The organism is Sphingobium sp. CCH11-B1 (genome assembly GCF_001556865.1).
GTDB lineage: Bacteria > Pseudomonadota > Alphaproteobacteria > Sphingomonadales > Sphingomonadaceae > Sphingobium.
The window spans coordinates 1-17,145 of the sequence record NZ_LSJY01000105.1 but is presented as its reverse complement, the minus strand read 5'-3'; the positions used below and the strand labels follow the sequence as shown (position 1 = coordinate 17,145).

At 65.1% G+C, this 17,145-nt stretch carries 15 protein-coding genes; 9 read left to right on the top strand and 6 right to left on the bottom strand.

The features are described 5' to 3' along the window. Positions 1-157 precede the first annotated feature (157 nt). Positions 158-1,750, top strand: a complete 1,593-nt coding sequence (locus AX724_RS11165; protein ID WP_066766284.1) for a M28 family metallopeptidase — start codon at positions 158-160, stop codon at positions 1,748-1,750. Here AX724_RS11165 and gloA2 read toward each other — a convergent pair. Continuing rightward, positions 1,731-2,126: an SMU1112c/YaeR family gloxylase I-like metalloprotein gene (gene gloA2 / locus AX724_RS11160; RefSeq protein WP_066766282.1), complete on the bottom strand. Its 396-nt coding sequence runs from the start codon at positions 2,124-2,126 to the stop codon at positions 1,731-1,733. The two genes, AX724_RS11165 and gloA2, sit on opposite strands and share 20 nt — an antisense overlap. Positions 2,127-2,279: 153 nt before the next feature. Between gloA2 and hemB the strand changes: the two genes are divergently transcribed. The 4 genes from hemB to AX724_RS11140 are packed head-to-tail and all read left to right on the top strand — an operon-like array spanning position 2,280 to position 6,617. Further along, complete coding sequence (hemB, locus tag AX724_RS11155) at positions 2,280-3,275, top strand: porphobilinogen synthase (protein WP_066766279.1); 996 nt, start codon at positions 2,280-2,282, stop codon at positions 3,273-3,275. Next, positions 3,268-3,819, top strand: coding sequence for a GNAT family N-acetyltransferase (locus AX724_RS11150; protein WP_066766278.1), 552 nt, complete (start codon positions 3,268-3,270; stop codon positions 3,817-3,819). Before hemB ends, AX724_RS11150 begins: the two co-directional genes overlap by 8 nt. Next, positions 3,819-6,026: a spermidine synthase gene (locus AX724_RS11145; protein ID WP_066766276.1), complete on the top strand. Its 2,208-nt coding sequence runs from the start codon at positions 3,819-3,821 to the stop codon at positions 6,024-6,026. Before AX724_RS11150 ends, AX724_RS11145 begins: the two co-directional genes overlap by 1 nt. Positions 6,027-6,035: 9 nt before the next feature. Further along, positions 6,036-6,617 carry a gamma carbonic anhydrase family protein gene (locus AX724_RS11140; RefSeq protein WP_066766274.1) on the top strand — a complete coding sequence of 194 codons (582 nt, stop codon included), beginning with the start codon at positions 6,036-6,038 and terminating at the stop codon, positions 6,615-6,617. Positions 6,618-6,733: 116 nt separating this feature from the next. Here the strand turns inward: AX724_RS11140 and AX724_RS11135 are convergent, their stop codons facing one another. From AX724_RS11135 to zwf, 5 genes are all read right to left on the bottom strand, one after another. Then, complete coding sequence (locus AX724_RS11135; RefSeq protein ID WP_066766272.1) at positions 6,734-7,246, bottom strand: hypothetical protein; 513 nt, start codon at positions 7,244-7,246, stop codon at positions 6,734-6,736. 40 nt (positions 7,247-7,286) lie between these two features. After that, positions 7,287-7,922: a bifunctional 4-hydroxy-2-oxoglutarate aldolase/2-dehydro-3-deoxy-phosphogluconate aldolase gene (eda, locus tag AX724_RS11130; RefSeq protein WP_066766270.1), complete on the bottom strand. Its 636-nt coding sequence runs from the start codon at positions 7,920-7,922 to the stop codon at positions 7,287-7,289. A gap of 2 nt (positions 7,923-7,924) precedes the next feature. Beyond that, positions 7,925-8,899: a glucokinase gene (gene glk, locus AX724_RS11125; RefSeq protein WP_066766268.1), complete on the bottom strand. Its 975-nt coding sequence runs from the start codon at positions 8,897-8,899 to the stop codon at positions 7,925-7,927. Between the two features lie 109 nt (positions 8,900-9,008). Continuing rightward, positions 9,009-10,835, bottom strand: coding sequence for a phosphogluconate dehydratase (edd, locus tag AX724_RS11120; RefSeq protein WP_066766266.1), 1,827 nt, complete (start codon positions 10,833-10,835; stop codon positions 9,009-9,011). After that, the gene (gene zwf, locus AX724_RS11115) at positions 10,828-12,291 is read right to left on the bottom strand and encodes a glucose-6-phosphate dehydrogenase (protein WP_066766262.1); all 1,464 of its coding nucleotides are present in this window, start codon (positions 12,289-12,291) and stop codon (positions 10,828-10,830) included. Before zwf ends, edd begins: the two co-directional genes overlap by 8 nt. A 193-nt stretch (positions 12,292-12,484) precedes the next feature. Here zwf and AX724_RS11110 point away from each other — a divergent pair, with 193 nt between their 5' ends. From AX724_RS11110 to AX724_RS11095, 4 genes are all read left to right on the top strand, one after another. Then, a complete protein-coding gene (locus AX724_RS11110; RefSeq protein WP_066766260.1) occupies positions 12,485-13,096 on the top strand; it encodes a flavodoxin family protein in 612 nt (203 codons plus the stop codon). Positions 13,097-13,197: 101 nt separating this feature from the next. Continuing rightward, positions 13,198-13,596, top strand: coding sequence for a hypothetical protein (locus AX724_RS11105; protein WP_156448059.1), 399 nt, complete (start codon positions 13,198-13,200; stop codon positions 13,594-13,596). Beyond that, entirely contained in the window at positions 13,593-14,528 is a 936-nt protein-coding gene (locus tag AX724_RS11100; RefSeq protein ID WP_066766257.1) for a cation transporter, read from the top strand. The genes AX724_RS11105 and AX724_RS11100 overlap by 4 nt, the downstream gene beginning before the upstream one ends. 360 nt (positions 14,529-14,888) lie before the next feature. After that, a complete protein-coding gene (locus AX724_RS11095; RefSeq protein ID WP_066766255.1) occupies positions 14,889-17,105 on the top strand; it encodes a DNA-directed RNA polymerase in 2,217 nt (738 codons plus the stop codon). Positions 17,106-17,145: the final 40 nt, after the last annotated feature.

Genomic DNA, 17,145 nt, shown 5'->3' with positions numbered 1-17,145 from the left:
GGCCAGAAGGGGGCGAGGGGCGGGGACGCGCATGTCAGTCTCCTCTTGTGTGTTGTTGGTATAATACACAAGAGGACGGCGGTTCCAAGCCCCTTGTTCGTCGAACAGGTTAAGGCAAGATCACGCCGTCATCATCTGTGAATCCGGAGCGTCCTTCATGCGTCTTTTCCAATTTGCCCGGCCCCTGCTTTCCCTGCCGGCCATCGCGCTGTCTCTGCCCGTATCGGCGCAGCAGGATGCTGGCGCGCGCTGGTGGAGTCATGTCCAGGCGATCGCCAATGACGGGATGGAAGGGCGCGGAACGGGAACGCCCGGCTATGACCGGGCGGCCGACTATGTGATCGGGCAGCTGAAGGCGCTGGGTCTCAAGCCAGCGGGCGTCGACGGCTACAAGCAGCCGGTCGCCTTTGTCGAGCAGGTGGTGCAGTCCGACCGGAGCAGCGCCGCGCTGATCGGCGCGAAGGGCGAGACGGCGCTGACGGTGCCCGGCGACATCATCTTCTCCGGCGGAGGTGGGCCGGTGCCGGAACAGATGGAAGCGCCTCTCGTCTTTGCTGGTTATGGCCTGCATCTGCCCGAGGTTGGGCATGACGACTTTGCCGGATTGGACCTCAAGGGCAAAATCGTGGTCGTGCTGTCGGGCGGGCCCTCCACCCTGTCGGGTGCGCTCAAATCCCATGCACGGTCGGAGCGGGCGAAGTGGCTGGCGGATCAGGGCGCGGTCGGCCTCATCAGCCTTGTGACGCCCAAGCAGGTCGAGATACCCTGGGACCGGCGGGTGGCGCTCGCCAGCGCGCCGTCGCTCTATTATGCCGACGCGGCGCTGCGGGAGACGCACACGCCTTTCCTGAGCGCGCAACTCGACCCGGCGAAGTCGGCCCTGCTGTTCGAAGGGTCGGGCAAGGATTTCGCAGCGATCGCAGCGGCAGCGGACGCATCCGCCCCCGTAGCCAGCTTCCCCCTGGCGCAGCGGCTGAAGGCGAGCGTGGCGGCGGCCCGGCGCGACCTGTCCTCGCCCAATCTGATCGCGGTAATGCCGGGCAGCGACCCTAAGTTGAAGGCCGAATATGTCGTGCTGTCGGCGCATCTGGACGGCTATGGGGTCGGTACGCCGATCAGGGGCGACGCCATCTACAACGGTGCATTAGACAATGCATCGGGGGTCGCCAGTCTCCTGGAAATCGCGCGGGCGCTCAGGGCCAGCAAAGGGAAGCCTAAGCGGTCCATCCTCTTCGCCTTCGTGACGGCGGAGGAGAAGGGGCTGCTGGGATCGCGCTATTTCGCGCGGCGGCCGACGGTGCCGCAGAGGAACATCGTCGCGGACCTCAATTTTGACATGGCGCTGCCGATCTTCCCGCTGACCAGCGTGACGCCGGTCGGTTATGACCAGAGCAGCCTGGGCAAGGACGCGGCAGCCGTGAGCGAGGCGATGAAGCTGCCCATCGTCCCCGATCCCTTCCCCGACCGCAACGTCTTCATCCGGTCCGATCAATATGCCTTCATTCGGGAAGGCATACCGGCGCTGTTCTTCAAATATGGCTTCAAGGCCGGAACGCCGGAGGCGGAGACGGAGAAGGCGTGGCGCGCGAACATCTATCATTCGCCCTTCGACGACCTGAAACAGCCGGTGATGCCGGCGGAGAGCGGGAAGCTGAACGACTATGTGACCGCGGTGACGCTGCGCGTGGCGAACAACCCGCAGCGGCCGTCCTGGAACGCGGACAGCTTCTTCAGGCGGTTTGCGAAGTGATCCGCTCGTAAAGCTCCAGCGGAAGGCCATCCGGGTCGGCGAAGAAGGTGAAGCGCTGGCCTGTATATTCGTCGATGCGGATCGGTTCGCATGGGACGCCGGCCGCCTCCAGCCGCGCGACCTGCGCGTCGAGATTGTCGACGTTGAAGGCGAGGTGGCGCAGGCCCTGCGCTTCGGGCCGGCTCGGGCGGGGCGGGGGCGCAGGGAAGGAAAAAAGCTCGATCTGGGCATTGCCGGCGTCGAGGTCGCACTTCCAGGATTGCCGCTCGGCGCGATAGGCTTCGCGAAGGACGGGAAAGCCCAATATGTCGCGGTAGAAGGCGCGGGAGCGCTCATAGTCGGCGCAGATGATGGCGATATGGTGGATGGAGAGCATGGGGGAGTTTTAGGGGATTGGCGCGCGGATGGGAATGCGGCCATTTCCGGCTCATCCCGCCTCATGTGAAGGCGAACGGCGGGGCGGTTGGCCGAAACATTCACGGCCAGCGCGCCTTGATCCCCCGCTTTCCCCGGCTTACACCTCCCGGCCATGACCCACGCTCCCTATCCCGCGCTTCGCCTGCGCCGTACGCGCGCCACGGCCTGGAGCCGGGCCATGCACGCCGAAAATCGCCTGTCGCCAACCGACTTCATCTGGCCGCTGTTCGTAACGGAGGGAGAGGGTGTCGAGGAGCCGATCGGCGCGCTGCCCGGCGTGTCCCGCTGGTCGGTGGACCGGATCGTCGGCCAAGCCAGGGAAGCGCGGGATGCGGGCATCCCCTGCCTTGCCCTCTTCCCTAACACCCAAGCCGAGCGACGCAGCGATGACGGGGCGGAGGCGCTCAATCCCGACAATCTGATGTGCCGCGCGATCCGCGCCATCAAAGATGCGGTGCCCGACATCGGTGTGCTGACCGACGTAGCGCTCGACCCCTATACGGTGCATGGGCAGGACGGGCTGCTGGGCCCGACAGGCTATGTCGTCAACGACGCGACGGTGGACGTGCTGATCGGCCAGTCGCTGAACCAGGCGGCTGCGGGCGCGGACATCATCGCGCCCAGCGACATGATGGACGGGCGCGTCGGCGCGATCCGCGAGGCGCTGGAGGAAGAAGGTCATGCCAATGTCCAGATCATGGCCTATGCCGCCAAATATGCGAGCGCCTTCTATGGCCCGTTCCGCGACGCGGTGGGATCGCGCGGGTTGCTGAAGGGCGACAAGAAAAATTACCAGATGGACCCGGCCAATGGCGAGGAAGCGCTGCGTGAAGTGGCGCTCGACCTGGCCGAAGGGGCCGACAGCGTGATGGTGAAGCCGGGCCTGCCCTATCTCGACATCGTGGCGCGGGTGCGCGATCGCTTCGCCGTGCCGGTCTTCGCCTATCAGGTATCGGGCGAATATGCGATGATCGAACATGCGGCGGCCGCCCGCGCGGGAGACCGCGACGCGCTGATCCTGGAGACGCTGATGGCGTTCAAGCGGGCGGGATGTTCGGGTGTGCTGACCTATCATGCGCTCCATGCCGCCCGGCTGCTGAATGGGTGAGTTCCGCCTGGAAACCGACCGCCTGATCTTGCGCAGTTGGCGAGAGGAAGACATCGATCCCTTTATGCAGGCGCTCGACACGGATAACGTGACCCGATGGCTGGGCGGCCGTCAATCGCGCGACCATTATGTCGATTTATATTATCGCATGGCTGGCGCCCAACGCGAGCTGGGGCATTGTCACTGGCTTATGGAAGCAAGGGCCGATGGCAGCATCCTGGGCTTTTGCGGTCCCCGGCTTGGAAGGCATCTGGGCACGCCGATCTACGGCGAGCTGGAGTTGGGCTGGCGATTGGCCGCGAGCTACTGGGGGCAGGGGTATGCCAAGGAGGCGGCCCTTGCGGCGATCGCATGGTGCCGGGTTAACCGGCCCCGACACAAGCGCATCATCGCCTACACCGTCCCGCAGAACCAGGCGTCATGGGGTCTGATGATCGGACTCGCCATGCGCAGGCGGGAGGATATGGATTTTGACCATCCCGCTTTTCCGACAGGCCATCCGCTGAGCCGGCACATTGTTTACGCGCTGGAGGTGCGCGCCTGATGGTACTGGGAACCCGCGCCCGCTTCGTGCTGACGATCTGCGCGGGATCGTTCCTGCTGTTCCTGGTCCAGCCGATGATCGCGCGGATGGCGTTGCCCCGCCTTGGCGGATCGCCGGCAGTGTGGAACAGCGCAATGCTCGTTTATCAGGCGCTGCTGCTCGGCGGCTATGCCTATGCGCATTGGCTGGGCCGCTTTCCCGCGCGGCGGCAGGCCGTCATCCATCTCGCCTTGTTCCTGATGGCGGCGATTTTCCTGCCGATCGGCCTGGCCGACTGGCAACCTTCCCCCGCCGTCGAGCCCGCATTGTGGGTGCTGTGGCTGTTCGGCGCGTCGATCGGGCCGCTCTTCTTCGTGGTGGCGGCGCAGGCGCCCTTGCTGCAACGCTGGTATGGCGAAATAGGGGAGGGTGATCCCTATCCGCTCTATTCCGCATCCAATCTCGGCAGTTTTGCCGGCTTGATCGCCTACCCGCTCCTGGTCGAGCCGCTGATGACCCTTCATGCCCAGAGCATCCTCTGGTCGGTCGGTTATGCGGCGCTTTTCTTCCTTGTCTATGCCAGCGCGCGGCGATTGCCGCCCGGTGCGGTCGCGCGCGACGAGACCAACAGTGCGCCCGCACCGGCGCCCGGCGCGCGCACGATGCTGCTGTGGATCATCCTTGCCGCCGTGCCGTCGGGCCTGATGCTGGCGACCAGCCTTTACCTTACCACCGACATTGTTGCCATGCCGATGCTGTGGGTGCTCCCGCTTGGCCTATATCTGCTCAGTTTCTCAGTCGCTTTCGCCACGCGGCGGGGCGGCGCGGAACTGTGCGTGCTCATCGCCCCACTGATCCTGCTGATCGGCGCGTGCATTGCCTTCACCGGCGGCGTACATTTTCCCCTGTTCATCGCCATCGGCATCCTAGCGGTGCTGTTCGTCAGCGCGACGGCGCTCCATGCGCGGCTTTATGACCAGCGCCCCGCACCCCAGCATTTGACGCGCTTCTACCTTGTCATGTCGGTGGGGGGGATGATCGGCGGGCTGTTCTGCGCGCTGGTCGCGCCGCTGATCTTCGACTGGACCTATGAATATCCGCTGCTGTTGTTCGCCGCGTCGCTGCTGTTGCCGGACCGGGAGCCGCTGCTTCGGCTGCCGCGCCTGTTGTGGGACGATTCGCAGCGGCGAATCTGGCTGGCGGCGGCGATGCTGCTACTGGGACTGCTGCTATCGGCCGTGGGCGGCGGCCTGCTTGGGCCGGGATGGAACGCTCCGCCGATCAAGTCGATCTGCTTCGTCACGATCATCGCGATGGGCGTGATGGCGCTGGGGCATCGAATCCTCTCGGCCGGGCTGCTGGTGTATCTGATGCTGTGTCTCAGCGGATGGGAGAAGCTGTCCCAGTCAGCGTCGGGCATGCTGACGCGCAGCTATTTCGGCGTCTATGGCGTCGCGAACCGCAGTGCGACCGAACGCGTCCTGTTCCATGGCACCACCCTGCACGGCATTCAGGACCGCGCACCGGGGCGGGAGCGAAATCCGACCAGCTATTATGCGCCGGGATCGGGCGTGGGGCTGACGTTGCGGGCCGCGCCGGCGCTGTTCGGGCCGCGTGCCCGGGTCGACATCGTGGGCCTGGGGGCGGGCACGCTGGCCTGCTACGCACAGCCCGGCCAAAGCTGGCGCTTCTATGAGATCGATCCGGCGATGGCGGAGATCGCGCGCGATCCTGCCCGCTTCACCTTCCTGTCGCTGTGCCAGCCGCGCGCCGATATCGTGATCGGCGACGCGCGCATGACGCTGGCGCGGCAGCCGGCGGATGGGGCCGATATATTGGTGATCGACGCCTTCTCCTCCGATTCCATCCCTACCCATCTGCTGACGCGCGAGGCGCTGGCCGTCTATGCGCGCCGGCTTGCGCCCGACGGGCTGCTGCTGATCCACATTTCCAACCGTTATCTCGACTTGCGGCCGGTGCTGGCGGCGGATGCCAGCGCGGAAGGATGGCGCGCGATGCTGCGCAACTACCGGCCCAGCGTGCGCGAGGCGAACCGCCATTATACCGCCTCCATCTGGGTCGCGCTGTCCCGCGATCCTGCGCAGCTAGCGCGGTTGGAGATGCACAGCCGGCCCGCCCCATGGCAAGAACTGGAAGGGCGACCGGGCTTTGCGCCGTGGACCGACGATCATTCCAGCATCCTGCCGATCCTGAAAATCAGACCATAGGAGAGACGCATGTCCCACCCCGAATATCCCGACGTCAGCATCATCCCGTTCAACGGCAAGACGCCGGTGATCCACCCAAGCGCCTTCATCGCGCCCGGATGCCGCATCATCGGCGATGTGGAGATCGGGGAAGACAGCAGCGTCTGGTATAATTGCGTGATCCGGGCCGACGTGAACCGCATCCGGATCGGCGCGCGCACCAACATCCAGGACGGCACTGTCATCCATTGCGACGGCGCGGGCGAACGGCAGGACGGGCGGCCGCTCGACGGATGGCCCACGATCATCGGGGATGACGTGCTGATCGGTCACATCGCGATGGTGCATGGCTGCGTGCTGCACGACCGTGCCTTTGTGGGGCTGGGCGCGGTCGTGATGAGCGGATGCACGGTGGAAAGCGACGCGATGCTGGCGGCGGGCGCGATGCTGACGTCGGGCAAGACCGTCACGCATCGCCAGCTCTGGGCCGGGCGGCCCGCCAAATATATGCGCGACCTGTCCGACGCGGCGCTGATCGACATGCGAGAAGGTGTGGACCATTATGTCCACAATGCGAAGGCGCATAAGGGCGCGGTGAAGGGGATGGGGTAGAGCGAATTTTCGTCATCCCAGCGAAGGCTGGGATCGGGTGCCGCATGCGCGATATCTCCTGAGACCCCAGCCTTCGCTGGGGTGACAGCAAGTGGCTGTCGGGCATTTCTCCGCCCTCAGGGCTGGGGTAGGCGGGCCTTCATCGCGTCGATGCGGTCGTTTTGCTGGTCGACGAGCGCCAGCGTGGCGGTGCGCGCGGCGTCGATCTCCGCCAGGCCGCCGGCTGCCTTGCCGTCCGCCACGCTGTCGCTGCGGCTGACATAGAGCGTGTCGAGGCTGGCGAGCGCCGACACGCTGTCGTTGCGCGCGGCCTCCAATGCGCTGATCGCGACCTGCGCCGCAACCCAGGCGTCACTGGAGACGGCGGCCCCTTTGGCCGCGGCGACAGCCTTGTCGGCCTTGGCATAGGCGGCGTCGAAGGCCGCGGCGCCCTTGTCCGCCTGCGCCACGTTGCGATCGATCTCCTGCCTCAGCGCCGGATCGGCGGCGGCAGGGGGGGAGGGCGCTGCGGCTTCGGCCACCGGCGCGCTTTCGATCGGGCGCTTGGCGAGCGAGGGGTAGGTTTGCGGCGCGCCGGCGCAGCCCGACAGGACCAGGGCGAAGGCGGCGAGGAGGCGGCGCGGAGTCATGCCTTGCATCTAGGGCGCGTGGCCACGGGGCGCAACCGGATCAGCGCGCTGACCCGTGCCGGGGCAAGGCCGCCGCCTCGCGGGCCAGCGCCTCGATCGTCTTCGCGTCGACCGGTCCCTTCGGCACGACCCAGCTGCCGCCCACGCATTTGATGAAAGGCTGGGCCAGCCATTCTGGCGCGTTCTGCGGCGTGATGCCGCCGGTAGGGCAGAAGCGGGCGGTATGGAGCGGCGCGGCGAGCGCCTTTAGCGCGGGAAGTCCGCCCGACGTTTCCGCGGGAAAGAATTTGAAGTGGGTAAGGCCCATGTCCATGCCGCGCATGATGTCGGCGGCTGTGGCTGTGCCGGGCAGGAAGGGGATGCCGGCGTCGATCGCCGCCTTGCCCAGCGGTTCGGTGAGGCCCGGGCTGACGGCGAAGCGCGCGCCTGCGTTCATCGCCGCGTCGAGCTGGGCAGGGTTCAGCACCGTGCCAGCCCCGACGACCGCGCCTTCAACTTGCGCCATTTCGCGGATCACGTCCAGCGCGGCGGGGGTGCGCAGCGTCACTTCCAGCGCGGGCAGACCGCCTGCCACCAGCGCCTGCGCGATGGGCAGCGCATCCTCCACCCGTTCGACCACCAGCACGGGGATCACCGGCGCCAGTTCCATCACCTGCGCTACGGTCAGGTTGCTCATGCTTATTTCTCCCGGAATGCTGCCGCGGCCCCGAACAGGCCTATTTCTTCGTGGATGGCGCAGCGGATCGGCACGGTCGCCATCAGGCTTTCGAAGCGACCCTTGGCCTTGAAGCGGGCATGGAAGCCGCTTTGAGTGAGAAAATCCTTCATCCGCTGGGTGAGGCCTCCGGCCAGGACTACGCTATGCGGGCCGTGCGCCAGCGCCAGGTCGCCCGCTACCGAGCCATAGCACATGCAGAAACGCTCCAGCGCGCGGCGGGCGAAGGGGTCGCTGCCGTCGAGCGCGGCCTGCCACAATTCGGGATCTTCCATCAGCACCACCCGATCATGGCCGATCGTCGCCATCGCCTTGTAGATATAGTTGAGGCCCGGCCCGGACACGATCCGTTCAGTCGAAACGCGCAGGAATTTGTCGCGCAGATAGGACAGGATGCGCTCCTCGATATGATCGAGCGGCGCGAAATCAAGATGCCCCCCTTCGGTCGCGAGGACATGCGGTTCGCCATTGTCATAGGCGATCATCGCTACGCCAAGGCCCGTGCCCGGTCCCATCACTGTGACGCCGCCATCATAGGGGAAGGGCCGATCCTCGCCGAACAACAATGGCAGATTTTCCTGTGGCAGACGCGACACGGCGAAGGCGACAGCTTCGAAATCATTGACCAGGCGGACCGTGCGCACCCCGATATCCTCCGCCAGCGTGTCAGCGCGGATCACCCAATTGCTGTTCGTCAGCTTGATGACTTCCCGCCCGATGGCCGTCGCAAAGGCGATAGACGCGCAATCGGGCAGGTCGCCCGCGCCACCCTTCTTTTCATCTTCCGCGAAGGCGGCCCAGCAGGCCTGGAGGCTGGGATATTCCTCCACCTTATATTTGCGCACCGTGCCGAGCGTGGGCACGCCCTTCTCGTCCAGCGAGGCGCGCGCGAAGCGGGCGTTGGTCCCGCCAATGTCGGCGGCGATGATATCGGTCATCAAGGCATCCATTCTTTATGTCGTCGTCTCAGCGCAGGCTCGGATCTCAAGGGGCCGGGTCGTGCCGTACCGCCCGAGATGCCATGCTGCGCTGGCATGGCGATGATTATCAAAGCTCACTTTCCATCGCCGCCAGGATTGGCGACGCGCCCTGTTCGGCAAGGTCGCTGTGATGGCGGAAGAGGGCGAAAAGTTCGCGGCCGGTGTCGTATGGTGGGGGCGGCGGGACGGGATGACCGCGCGCGTCCCATTCGGCCGCGTCGACCAGCGCCTCCACCACGCCCTGCTGTGCGCAGACGCGGACCATGTCGCCGTCGCGCAGCTTCCCGATCGGGCCGCCACCCAGTGCCTCCGGCGACAAATGGATGGCGGCGGGTACCTTGCCGCTTGCGCCCGACATGCGACCATCGGTCAGCAGCGCGACCTTGAAGCCGCGATCCTGAAGCACGCCAAGCGCCGGGGTCAGCTTGTGCAGTTCGGGCATTCCGTTTGCGCGTGGCCCCTGGAAGCGGACGACAACGACCACGTCGCGTTCCAGTTCGCCGGCCTTGAACGCGCGCAGGACATCGTCTTGTGTCTGGAAGACAGCGGCGGGCGCCTCGATCGTCCAACGCTCCTTGTCCACCGCGCTCACCTTCATGACGCAACGGCCGAGATTGCCCTGGAGCAGCTTCATGCCGCCATCGGGCTGGAAAGGGTTTGAGGCAGGGCGCAGTATATTCTCGTCGCGCGAGGCGGGAACGTCGCGCCATTGCAGCGCGTCGTCCTCAAGCACCGGTTCCTTGCCATAATCGGTGAGGTCGGCGCGCGCGACGGTCATGATGTCGCGGTGGAGAAGGCCGGCGTCCAGAAGTTCGCGGATCACGAAGCTGATGCCGCCCGCCGCATGGAAGTGATTCACGTCGCCCGATCCGTTGGGATAGACGCGGGCGAGCAGCGGGACGGCCTCGGAAATCTCGGCGAGGTCGGTCCAGTCGATGCTGATCCCCGCCGCACGCGCTATGGCGGGCAGATGGATCGCGTGGTTGGTCGATCCGCCTGTCGCCATCAGCCCTATCATGGCATTGACGATCGCCTTTTCATCGACGCAATGGCCCAGCGGTCGGTAATCGTCACCGTCCCAGCCGATGCTGGCAATGCGATGCGTCGCCGCGCGCGTCAGTTCGGTGCGCAGCTTTGTGCCCGGATTGACGAAGGAGGCGGCGGGCATGTGCAGGCCCATCATCTCCATCATCATCTGATTGCTGTTGGCCGTGCCATAGAAGGTGCAGGTGCCCGCCCCGTGATAGGATGCGCTTTCCGATTCCAGCAATTCCTCGCGCCCGACCTTGCCCTCCGCATAGAGCTGGCGGATGCGGACCTTTTCCTTGTTGGCGAGGCCCGAAGGCATGGGCCCGGCGGGGATCAGGATGGTGGGGAGATGGCCAAAGCGCAGCGCGCCGATCAGCAGGCCCGGAACGATCTTGTCGCAGATGCCGAGCAACAGCGCCCCTTCGAACATCGCGTGGGACAGGGCGACCGCGGTGCCTAGCGCGATGGTGTCGCGGGAGAAGAGCGACAGGTCCATGCCCGCCTGCCCCTGCGTCACGCCGTCGCACATCGCCGGCACGCCGCCCGCGACCTGCGCCGTTGCGCCGACTTCGCGCGCCGCGATCTTGATTTGCTCGGGGTAGCGGCCATAGGGCTGATGCGCCGAAAGCATGTCGTTATAGGCGGTGACGATGCCGATATTCATTGCATTGCCGGTGCGGATCACCGGCTTGTCCTCGCCGCTTGCCGCGAAGCCATGGGCCAGGTTGCCGCAGGACAGCTGGTCGCGATTGGTGCCCGCGTCCCGGCCGCGTTCGATGAGGTCCAGATACTGGCGGCGGCGCGGGCGGCTGCGCGCGACGATGCGCTCCGTCACCTTGGCGATGGTGGGGTGAAGATCAGTCATGCCAGCTTGCTCCGTCGCGTTCGATCAGGGCAATGGCCGAAGATGGTCCCCAGTTCCCCGAGCTATAGGGGGAAGGCTTCATATTGGCGTCCTTCCACCCGTCGATAATGCTGTCGATCCACGTCCATTGCGCCTCCACCTCGTCGCGGCGGACGAACAATGTCTGGTCGCCGGCCAGCAGGTCGAGGATCAGCCGTTCATAGGCGATGCGGCGGCGTTGCCCGGCGAAGGCGGCGGTGAGGGAGACGTCCAGCGTCACTTCCTCCAGCCGCACCTGTCGCTCCAGTCCCGGCCGTTTCGACATGATCTGAAGCCGGATATATTCTTCCGGCTGCAGGCGAATGACCATGGTGTTGGGGTCAAGGCCGGTGCCATGCCCGTCGCGGCCGAAGATGCTGTGCCGTACCGGCTTGAACTGTATCACGATCTCCGACTGGCGCGCGGGCATCCGCTTGCCGGTGCGCAGGTAGAAGGGCACGCCCTGCCAGCGCCAGTTGTCGATATGCGCCTTTAACGCCACGAAGGTTTCGGTGTCTGATGGCTTGCCCAATTCGTCGGCATAGCCGGTGACGATCTCTCCGCAGACCGCGCCGGGCGTATATTGGCCGCGAACGCTGTGGGTCTTGACCGTCTCGTCGGTCATGGGGCGCAGCGAGCGCAGCGCCTTCACCTTTTCGTCGCGTACGGCAGTGGGGTCCATGCGCGCGGGCGGCTCCATGGCGATGATCGACAGGATCTGGAGCATATGGTTCTGCACCATGTCGCGCAGCGCGCCGACCCCGTCATAATAGGATACGCGGCCTTCAAGGCCGACGGTTTCGCCGACGGTGATCTGCACATGGTCGATCGCGGTCGCATTCCACAGCGGCTCGAACATGACATTGCCAAAGCGCAGCGCGAGCAGATTCTGGACGGTTTCCTTGCCCAGATAATGATCGACACGGAAAATCTGGCTTTCGTCGAACAACGCGCCGATGCCGTCATTGACCTCTTTCGATGAAGCGAGATCCTTGCCGATCGGCTTTTCCATTGCGATGCGGGTGTCTGCGGTGATCAGGCCCGCGTCGGCCAACCCCTGCGCGGTCGGGGCGAACAGCGATGGCGGGGTGGAAAGATAGACCGACATGCCGCGTTCCAGCCGCCCGTCGATCCGATCCGCCAGCGCCTTGAACTGGTCCGCATTGCCCGCCTCGACCGGCTGATACTGGATCATAGGCAGGAAGGTGGATGCGATCGCATCGTCATATCGGTCGGCCGCCAGGAACTTGCGCAGAGCGTCGTCCACATCCCTGCGAAAGGCGCCATCGTCCATCTCGGACCGGCCCGACGCTACGATCAGGAAGTCGTGGGGCAGCAGCCCGTCCGCATGCAGATTGTAAAGCGAGGGGAAGATCATCCTGCGCGCCAGGTCGCCGGTGGCGCCGAATAGCAGGAACGTGGCAGACGGTTCGGTCAAAGGATGGTCCTTCTCCGTTAGGGTCACAACGATGTCTGCACGAGGCCGTCTTATAGCGGGGACGGTTCGTTACGCAAGCAGGCTATCGTGCTGGCATCGCGGTCGCAATGCCGCGGAACTTCGCTGCCTGTCGCGCGCTTCAAGCCGCGTCTGCACGATCATTTTCCAGCCCATTGCCACAAAGGAGCGTCCGATGCTGACGGCCCAGCCGCTTAACTGTACCCTGAAGCGCGGCAAGGGCGAGCCCAGCTCGACCGACGCGATGATCGCGGTTCTGGCCGAGCAGCTCGCCGCGCAGGGCGTGGAAGTGGCCGACACGATCCGCATCGCCGCGCACAATGTGCTGCCGGGCGTCACATCCGACGAGGGGGAAGGCGATGACTGGCCCGCTATTCGGGAGAAGATACTGGCCGCAGACATCCTGATCCTGGGCACGCCGATCTGGATGGGGCAGGCGGGCAGCGTCGCCAAGCGGGTTCTGGAGCGGATGGACGCCTTTCTCTCCGAAACCGACGACTGCGGCCGGATGCCGAGCTATTCCAAGGTGGCGGTAGCCGCGATCGTCGGCAATGAGGATGGCGCGCATGCCGCGTCAGCCCAGCTATTCCAGAGCCTGAACGATGTCGGGTGGACCATCCCGGCCGTCGCCGCCTGCTATTGGGTGGGGGAAGCGATGGGATCGACCGACTTCAAGGATCTGGAGCAGACGCCCGACAAGGTGTTGGAGACGGCGAGGATGGTGGCCGGCAACGCAGCGCATCTGGCTGGCGTGCTGAAGGCGCGTGCCTATCCGGGGCAGGCGTAGGAGGACTGAGCGAGGAACCGGCCAAGGCCTCCGGCCGTTGACGAAGCGGAATGAAAGCCCTTGTCGCCAGTCTTCTGATAGTCCTTGCCGGATGCGGCGTCATGCCCCGCGATCCCGAAGGCACAAGCGAGGCGATCGCCCAGTCGCGGCAGATAAGGGTTGGGCTGGTTGAGGGTGACAGCGACTTTGCGCGCCCGGCCGCCGCCCGGCTGCTGCGCCACCTTGCCGACGAGACGGGCGCGCGGCCTGTCCTGCGCGCGGGATCGACCGAAACGTTGTTCAAACTATTGGAACGGGGTGAGCTGGACCTGGTACTCGCGCCGATCGATCCCAAGAGCCCGTGGATGGTCGATGTGACGCCGGGGCCGCCGGTGGCCGCGACGGGGCAGGGGGAAACGCGGGTCGAATATCATCCTGTCCTGCGCAACGGCGAGAATCGCTGGATCATGACGGTGGAGCGGGTCGCGCGTGCGGTCGCAGATCCGGGGGCAGCCCAATGACCGCCACCATCGATGCATTGCCCGAAGATGTTCGGCGCGCATTGCTGCAGGCGGAGCGGCTGGAATATTGGAATATCGGATGGACGGTCAGCATCGTGGTGGTGATGGGCGTCGTCATGGGGCAGAGCCAGACGATGAAGACCGCCTGGACCGAGGATCTGCTCGGCCTGGTGCCGCCTATCGCCTTCCTTGTCGCGGCGCGGCTGGAGCGGAGGTCGCGGCGGAGCAAGCGCTTCCCCTTCGGGTTTGAACGGGTGAATGGTCTCGGTTTCTTCATTGCCGCGATCGCGCTCGCGGCGACGGGTGCGCTGTTGCTGTGGGACTCGCTCATGACACTGATCCGGGCCGAGCATGCCACGGTCGGATCGGTGCGGCTGCTGGGCCGCGACATCTGGCTGGGCTGGCTGATGCTGGCGGCGCAGGTCTATGCGCTGGTCCCGCCGCTCATCATCGGACGAAAGGAGCTGCCGCTGGCGGAAAAGCTGAGCGACAAGCTGCTCCACACCGACGCCCTCATGAACAAGGCGAACTGGATGACGGGCGCTGCGGGCTTTGCCGGGATCGTGGGCCTTGGCCTTGGGCTTTGGTGGGCGGATTCGGTTGCCGCCGCGATAATATCGACCGACATCATCCACGACGGGATCAAGGCGCTGCGATCGTCGATGGCAGAACTGGTGGACGGTGCGCCACGTGCCCTGTCTGGACCCAACCTTTCGCCGGACGGGCAGGCGCTGCGTGCCCGGTTGGAGCAGTGCTATCCCGGCGCGACCGTGCGGCTGCGGGAAACCGGCCGCCTGATCCGCGCCGAAGTGCATGGTCATGCAGGGCCGCAAGAGCCGGTGGACATCGACGGCCTGTGGCCCGGCGAACCGGATCAGTCGTGGCGGCTGGCGCAGATCAGCTTCGCGCCTCCAACGCGGCGGCACGATTGAAGCGAGCAAACCCGATTTTCGGCTGGACGCTGCGCGCGGATTTTGCCATTTGGCCTATCCCACCGTGCGGGTGTGGTGAAACTGGTAGACGCGCCGGACTCAAAAGACGGTGCAGCAATTGCAGACAATCGCCAATTGCGGACGATCCGCAGAGGCAGATTTAAGCGCATCACGCTCCGCCGCCCATAGCAGGCATTTTAGGTCCCTCATCGGCTTCCGGTGGGGGACTTTTTTGCGCCCGTTCGATCCGCAGCGGCCGACTTAGTACGGACTTATGAGCGATTGTCCGCTTGACCGGAATATCCGCAATAGCTAGACCATCTGCATAAGCAGACAATCACATAAGCCAAAGGAGGCCCCATGTATCACTCGCAGACCCTCGCCGCCGCCCAGCGCCAACTGGAGCTCCAGGACGCAGAAGAGGGGGCTACCCGGTATTACGATAAGCAGGACTTCAAGGCGAACCGAGAGGGCTTCGAGCGCCGCGACGACGTCCAAAAGATGATCCGGGGGGCGCTCCCGCTGGTGGCCGCATCGATCGCCGATTGGGTCGAGAAGGCTGCCGCGAAGAAGGGGAGACCATCGTCGGCCCTAGCGCCCCTCAAGGAGCTCGATGCGGACGTAGTGGCCCTAGTCGCCCTCTCCAAGACCTTCGCGGGTGTCTCCAAGCTGTCGCCGCTGGTGACCGTCGCAATCAACATCGGCCGTACGGTCCAAGTGGAGGTGGAAGCCAAGCTGATCGAACAGGCGGACCCCAAGGCTGCCAAGAAGTTCGAAGCGATGGCCGAAGGTGCCGCATCGGAGCGGACGAACCTGAAGGCCCATGACCGGCTGAAGGAAGCCCTGGAGATCGGCTTGGAGTGGTCCTCCCGCACTCAGGCCCTCGTGGGCGGCACGGTCCTAAATGCCCTTCTTAAGGCTCTCCCCGGTATGTTCTACAAGGCGTCCCTCACGGACGACAAGGGCTCCATGACGGCGATCAAGCTGTCCGAGGAAGCGCTGGAGCAGCTCGCGGATATGGCAGAGGCGGCCGCTTGGTCTCGCCCCCTCTTGCGTCCCATGATCGCGCAGCCGCGCCCGTGGACCCATTACGATACCGGGGCTTATATCGAGCTCCAGCTCTCCCGCACGGTGCCCCTGGTCCGCACCTACAACCGCGAACACCAGAAACTCCTGCGGGAGGCCATCAAAGACGGTTCCATGCAGCCGGTCTTGGACGCGGTTAATCTGCTTCAGCAAACCCGCTTTGCGATCGACACTAGGGTCCTGGAGGTCATGCAAAAAGTATGGGACGGCGACCTCCGCCCCTCGCAGTCCTTTCCGCTCCCCGCGATCCACCAGCCTCCGGCAGTGGCCAAGCTGGCCGATGAGGAATGGCAGGCGATGAGCAAGGAAGCCCGCACGGCCATGTCCCGCCGCCGCAAGACCGTCAGAGACATCCGCGAGGCCAGCACGGTCAACGGCTCGGTCTTCAAGAGCGACTTGGCGGAAGCCTACCGCCTCTCCGCCGTGGAGGCTTTCTACCTCCCGCATAGTCTCGACAGTCGCGGACGGGTCTACGCGGTCCCGCACTTCAACCCCCAGCGCTCGGACCATATCAAGGCGCTCTTCCGGTTCGCCGATGCGGCCCCCTACGGCCCCGAGGGCGGCTATTGGATGTCCATCCATCTGGCCAACTGCGGGGACTTCAAGCTGGAGCATCTGGGCTGCAAGACCTCCAAGGCCCCCTTCGCCGATCGCGTGCAATGGGTGAAGGACAACGAAGCCGCCATCCTGGAAGCCGCACGGGACCCCGAGGGCTCCTATGGCTGGTGGAGCACGGCCGACAGTCCCTTCTGTTTCCTCCAGGCTTGCTTCGAGTATGCGGGCTGGGTCCTGTCGGGCTACAGCGAGGACTATGAGGGCTTCATCGCCGTTGCCCTGGACGGTTCTTGCTCCGGCCTCCAGCACTACTCCGCTATGAACCGCTCGGCGGAGGAGGGATACCACGTTAACCTTCTGCCGCGCGACACCGTGGGCGATATTTACAACGTCGTTTGCGATCAGGCCCGCCCAGGCCTTCAGGCTCTCGCGGATATTGGAGACGAAGCGGCGGGCATTATCATCGCCAACGGCTTCGGGCGGAATGACGTGAAGCGGAACGTCATGACCTACTTCTACGGCTCCGGGAAGTTCGGCATGAGAGATCAGCATATCGTGGACACCATGCGCCCCCTCGGGGACAAGGTGGCCCTCGGGGAGATCGCGAAGCACCCCTACGACATGCTGGTCCAGCGGGAAGACAAGGAGACCGGCGAGATTGTGCAGCGGCTAGACGGCGGCTTCACGTGCGCCCAGACGCTCGCGGCCCATATCTACAAGGCGGTCGTGGACGTCGCCCCTAAGGCCGATCAGGCGTCGGCATGGTTCCAGGGGGTCGCCTCCTTGCTGGCCCACGAGAGCCTGCCGGTCATCTGGCGGACCCCGATGGGTATGCCGGTCCTTCAGCGGTACAGCGAGTACACCTCCAAGGAAGTCACCATGTGGCTGTACAACAGCCGCGTGAAGGTCCCGCAGCACAAATGGGACACCGCGTAATTGATTTAGCCACCCTCGTGCATGGTACGAAGTCGCCTTG

Bases quoted from the DNA above. Each gene is read 5' to 3' on its own strand.
- AX724_RS11165 (WP_066766284.1), top strand. From the start codon at position 158: ATGCGTCTTTTCCAATTTGCCCGGCCCCTGCTTTCCCTGCCGGCCATC.
- gloA2 (WP_066766282.1), bottom strand. From the start codon at position 2,126: ATGCTCTCCATCCACCATATCGCCATCATCTGCGCCGACTATGAGCGC.
- hemB (WP_066766279.1), top strand. From the start codon at position 2,280: ATGACCCACGCTCCCTATCCCGCGCTTCGCCTGCGCCGTACGCGCGCC.
- AX724_RS11150 (WP_066766278.1), top strand. From the start codon at position 3,268: ATGGGTGAGTTCCGCCTGGAAACCGACCGCCTGATCTTGCGCAGTTGG.
- AX724_RS11145 (WP_066766276.1), top strand. From the start codon at position 3,819: ATGGTACTGGGAACCCGCGCCCGCTTCGTGCTGACGATCTGCGCGGGA.
- AX724_RS11140 (WP_066766274.1), top strand. From the start codon at position 6,036: ATGTCCCACCCCGAATATCCCGACGTCAGCATCATCCCGTTCAACGGC.
- AX724_RS11135 (WP_066766272.1), bottom strand. From the start codon at position 7,246: ATGACTCCGCGCCGCCTCCTCGCCGCCTTCGCCCTGGTCCTGTCGGGC.
- eda (WP_066766270.1), bottom strand. From the start codon at position 7,922: ATGAGCAACCTGACCGTAGCGCAGGTGATGGAACTGGCGCCGGTGATC.
- glk (WP_066766268.1), bottom strand. From the start codon at position 8,899: ATGACCGATATCATCGCCGCCGACATTGGCGGGACCAACGCCCGCTTC.
- edd (WP_066766266.1), bottom strand. From the start codon at position 10,835: ATGACTGATCTTCACCCCACCATCGCCAAGGTGACGGAGCGCATCGTC.
- AX724_RS11110 (WP_066766260.1), top strand. From the start codon at position 12,485: ATGCTGACGGCCCAGCCGCTTAACTGTACCCTGAAGCGCGGCAAGGGC.
- AX724_RS11105 (WP_156448059.1), top strand. From the start codon at position 13,198: ATGCCCCGCGATCCCGAAGGCACAAGCGAGGCGATCGCCCAGTCGCGG.
- AX724_RS11100 (WP_066766257.1), top strand. From the start codon at position 13,593: ATGACCGCCACCATCGATGCATTGCCCGAAGATGTTCGGCGCGCATTG.
- AX724_RS11095 (WP_066766255.1), top strand. From the start codon at position 14,889: ATGTATCACTCGCAGACCCTCGCCGCCGCCCAGCGCCAACTGGAGCTC.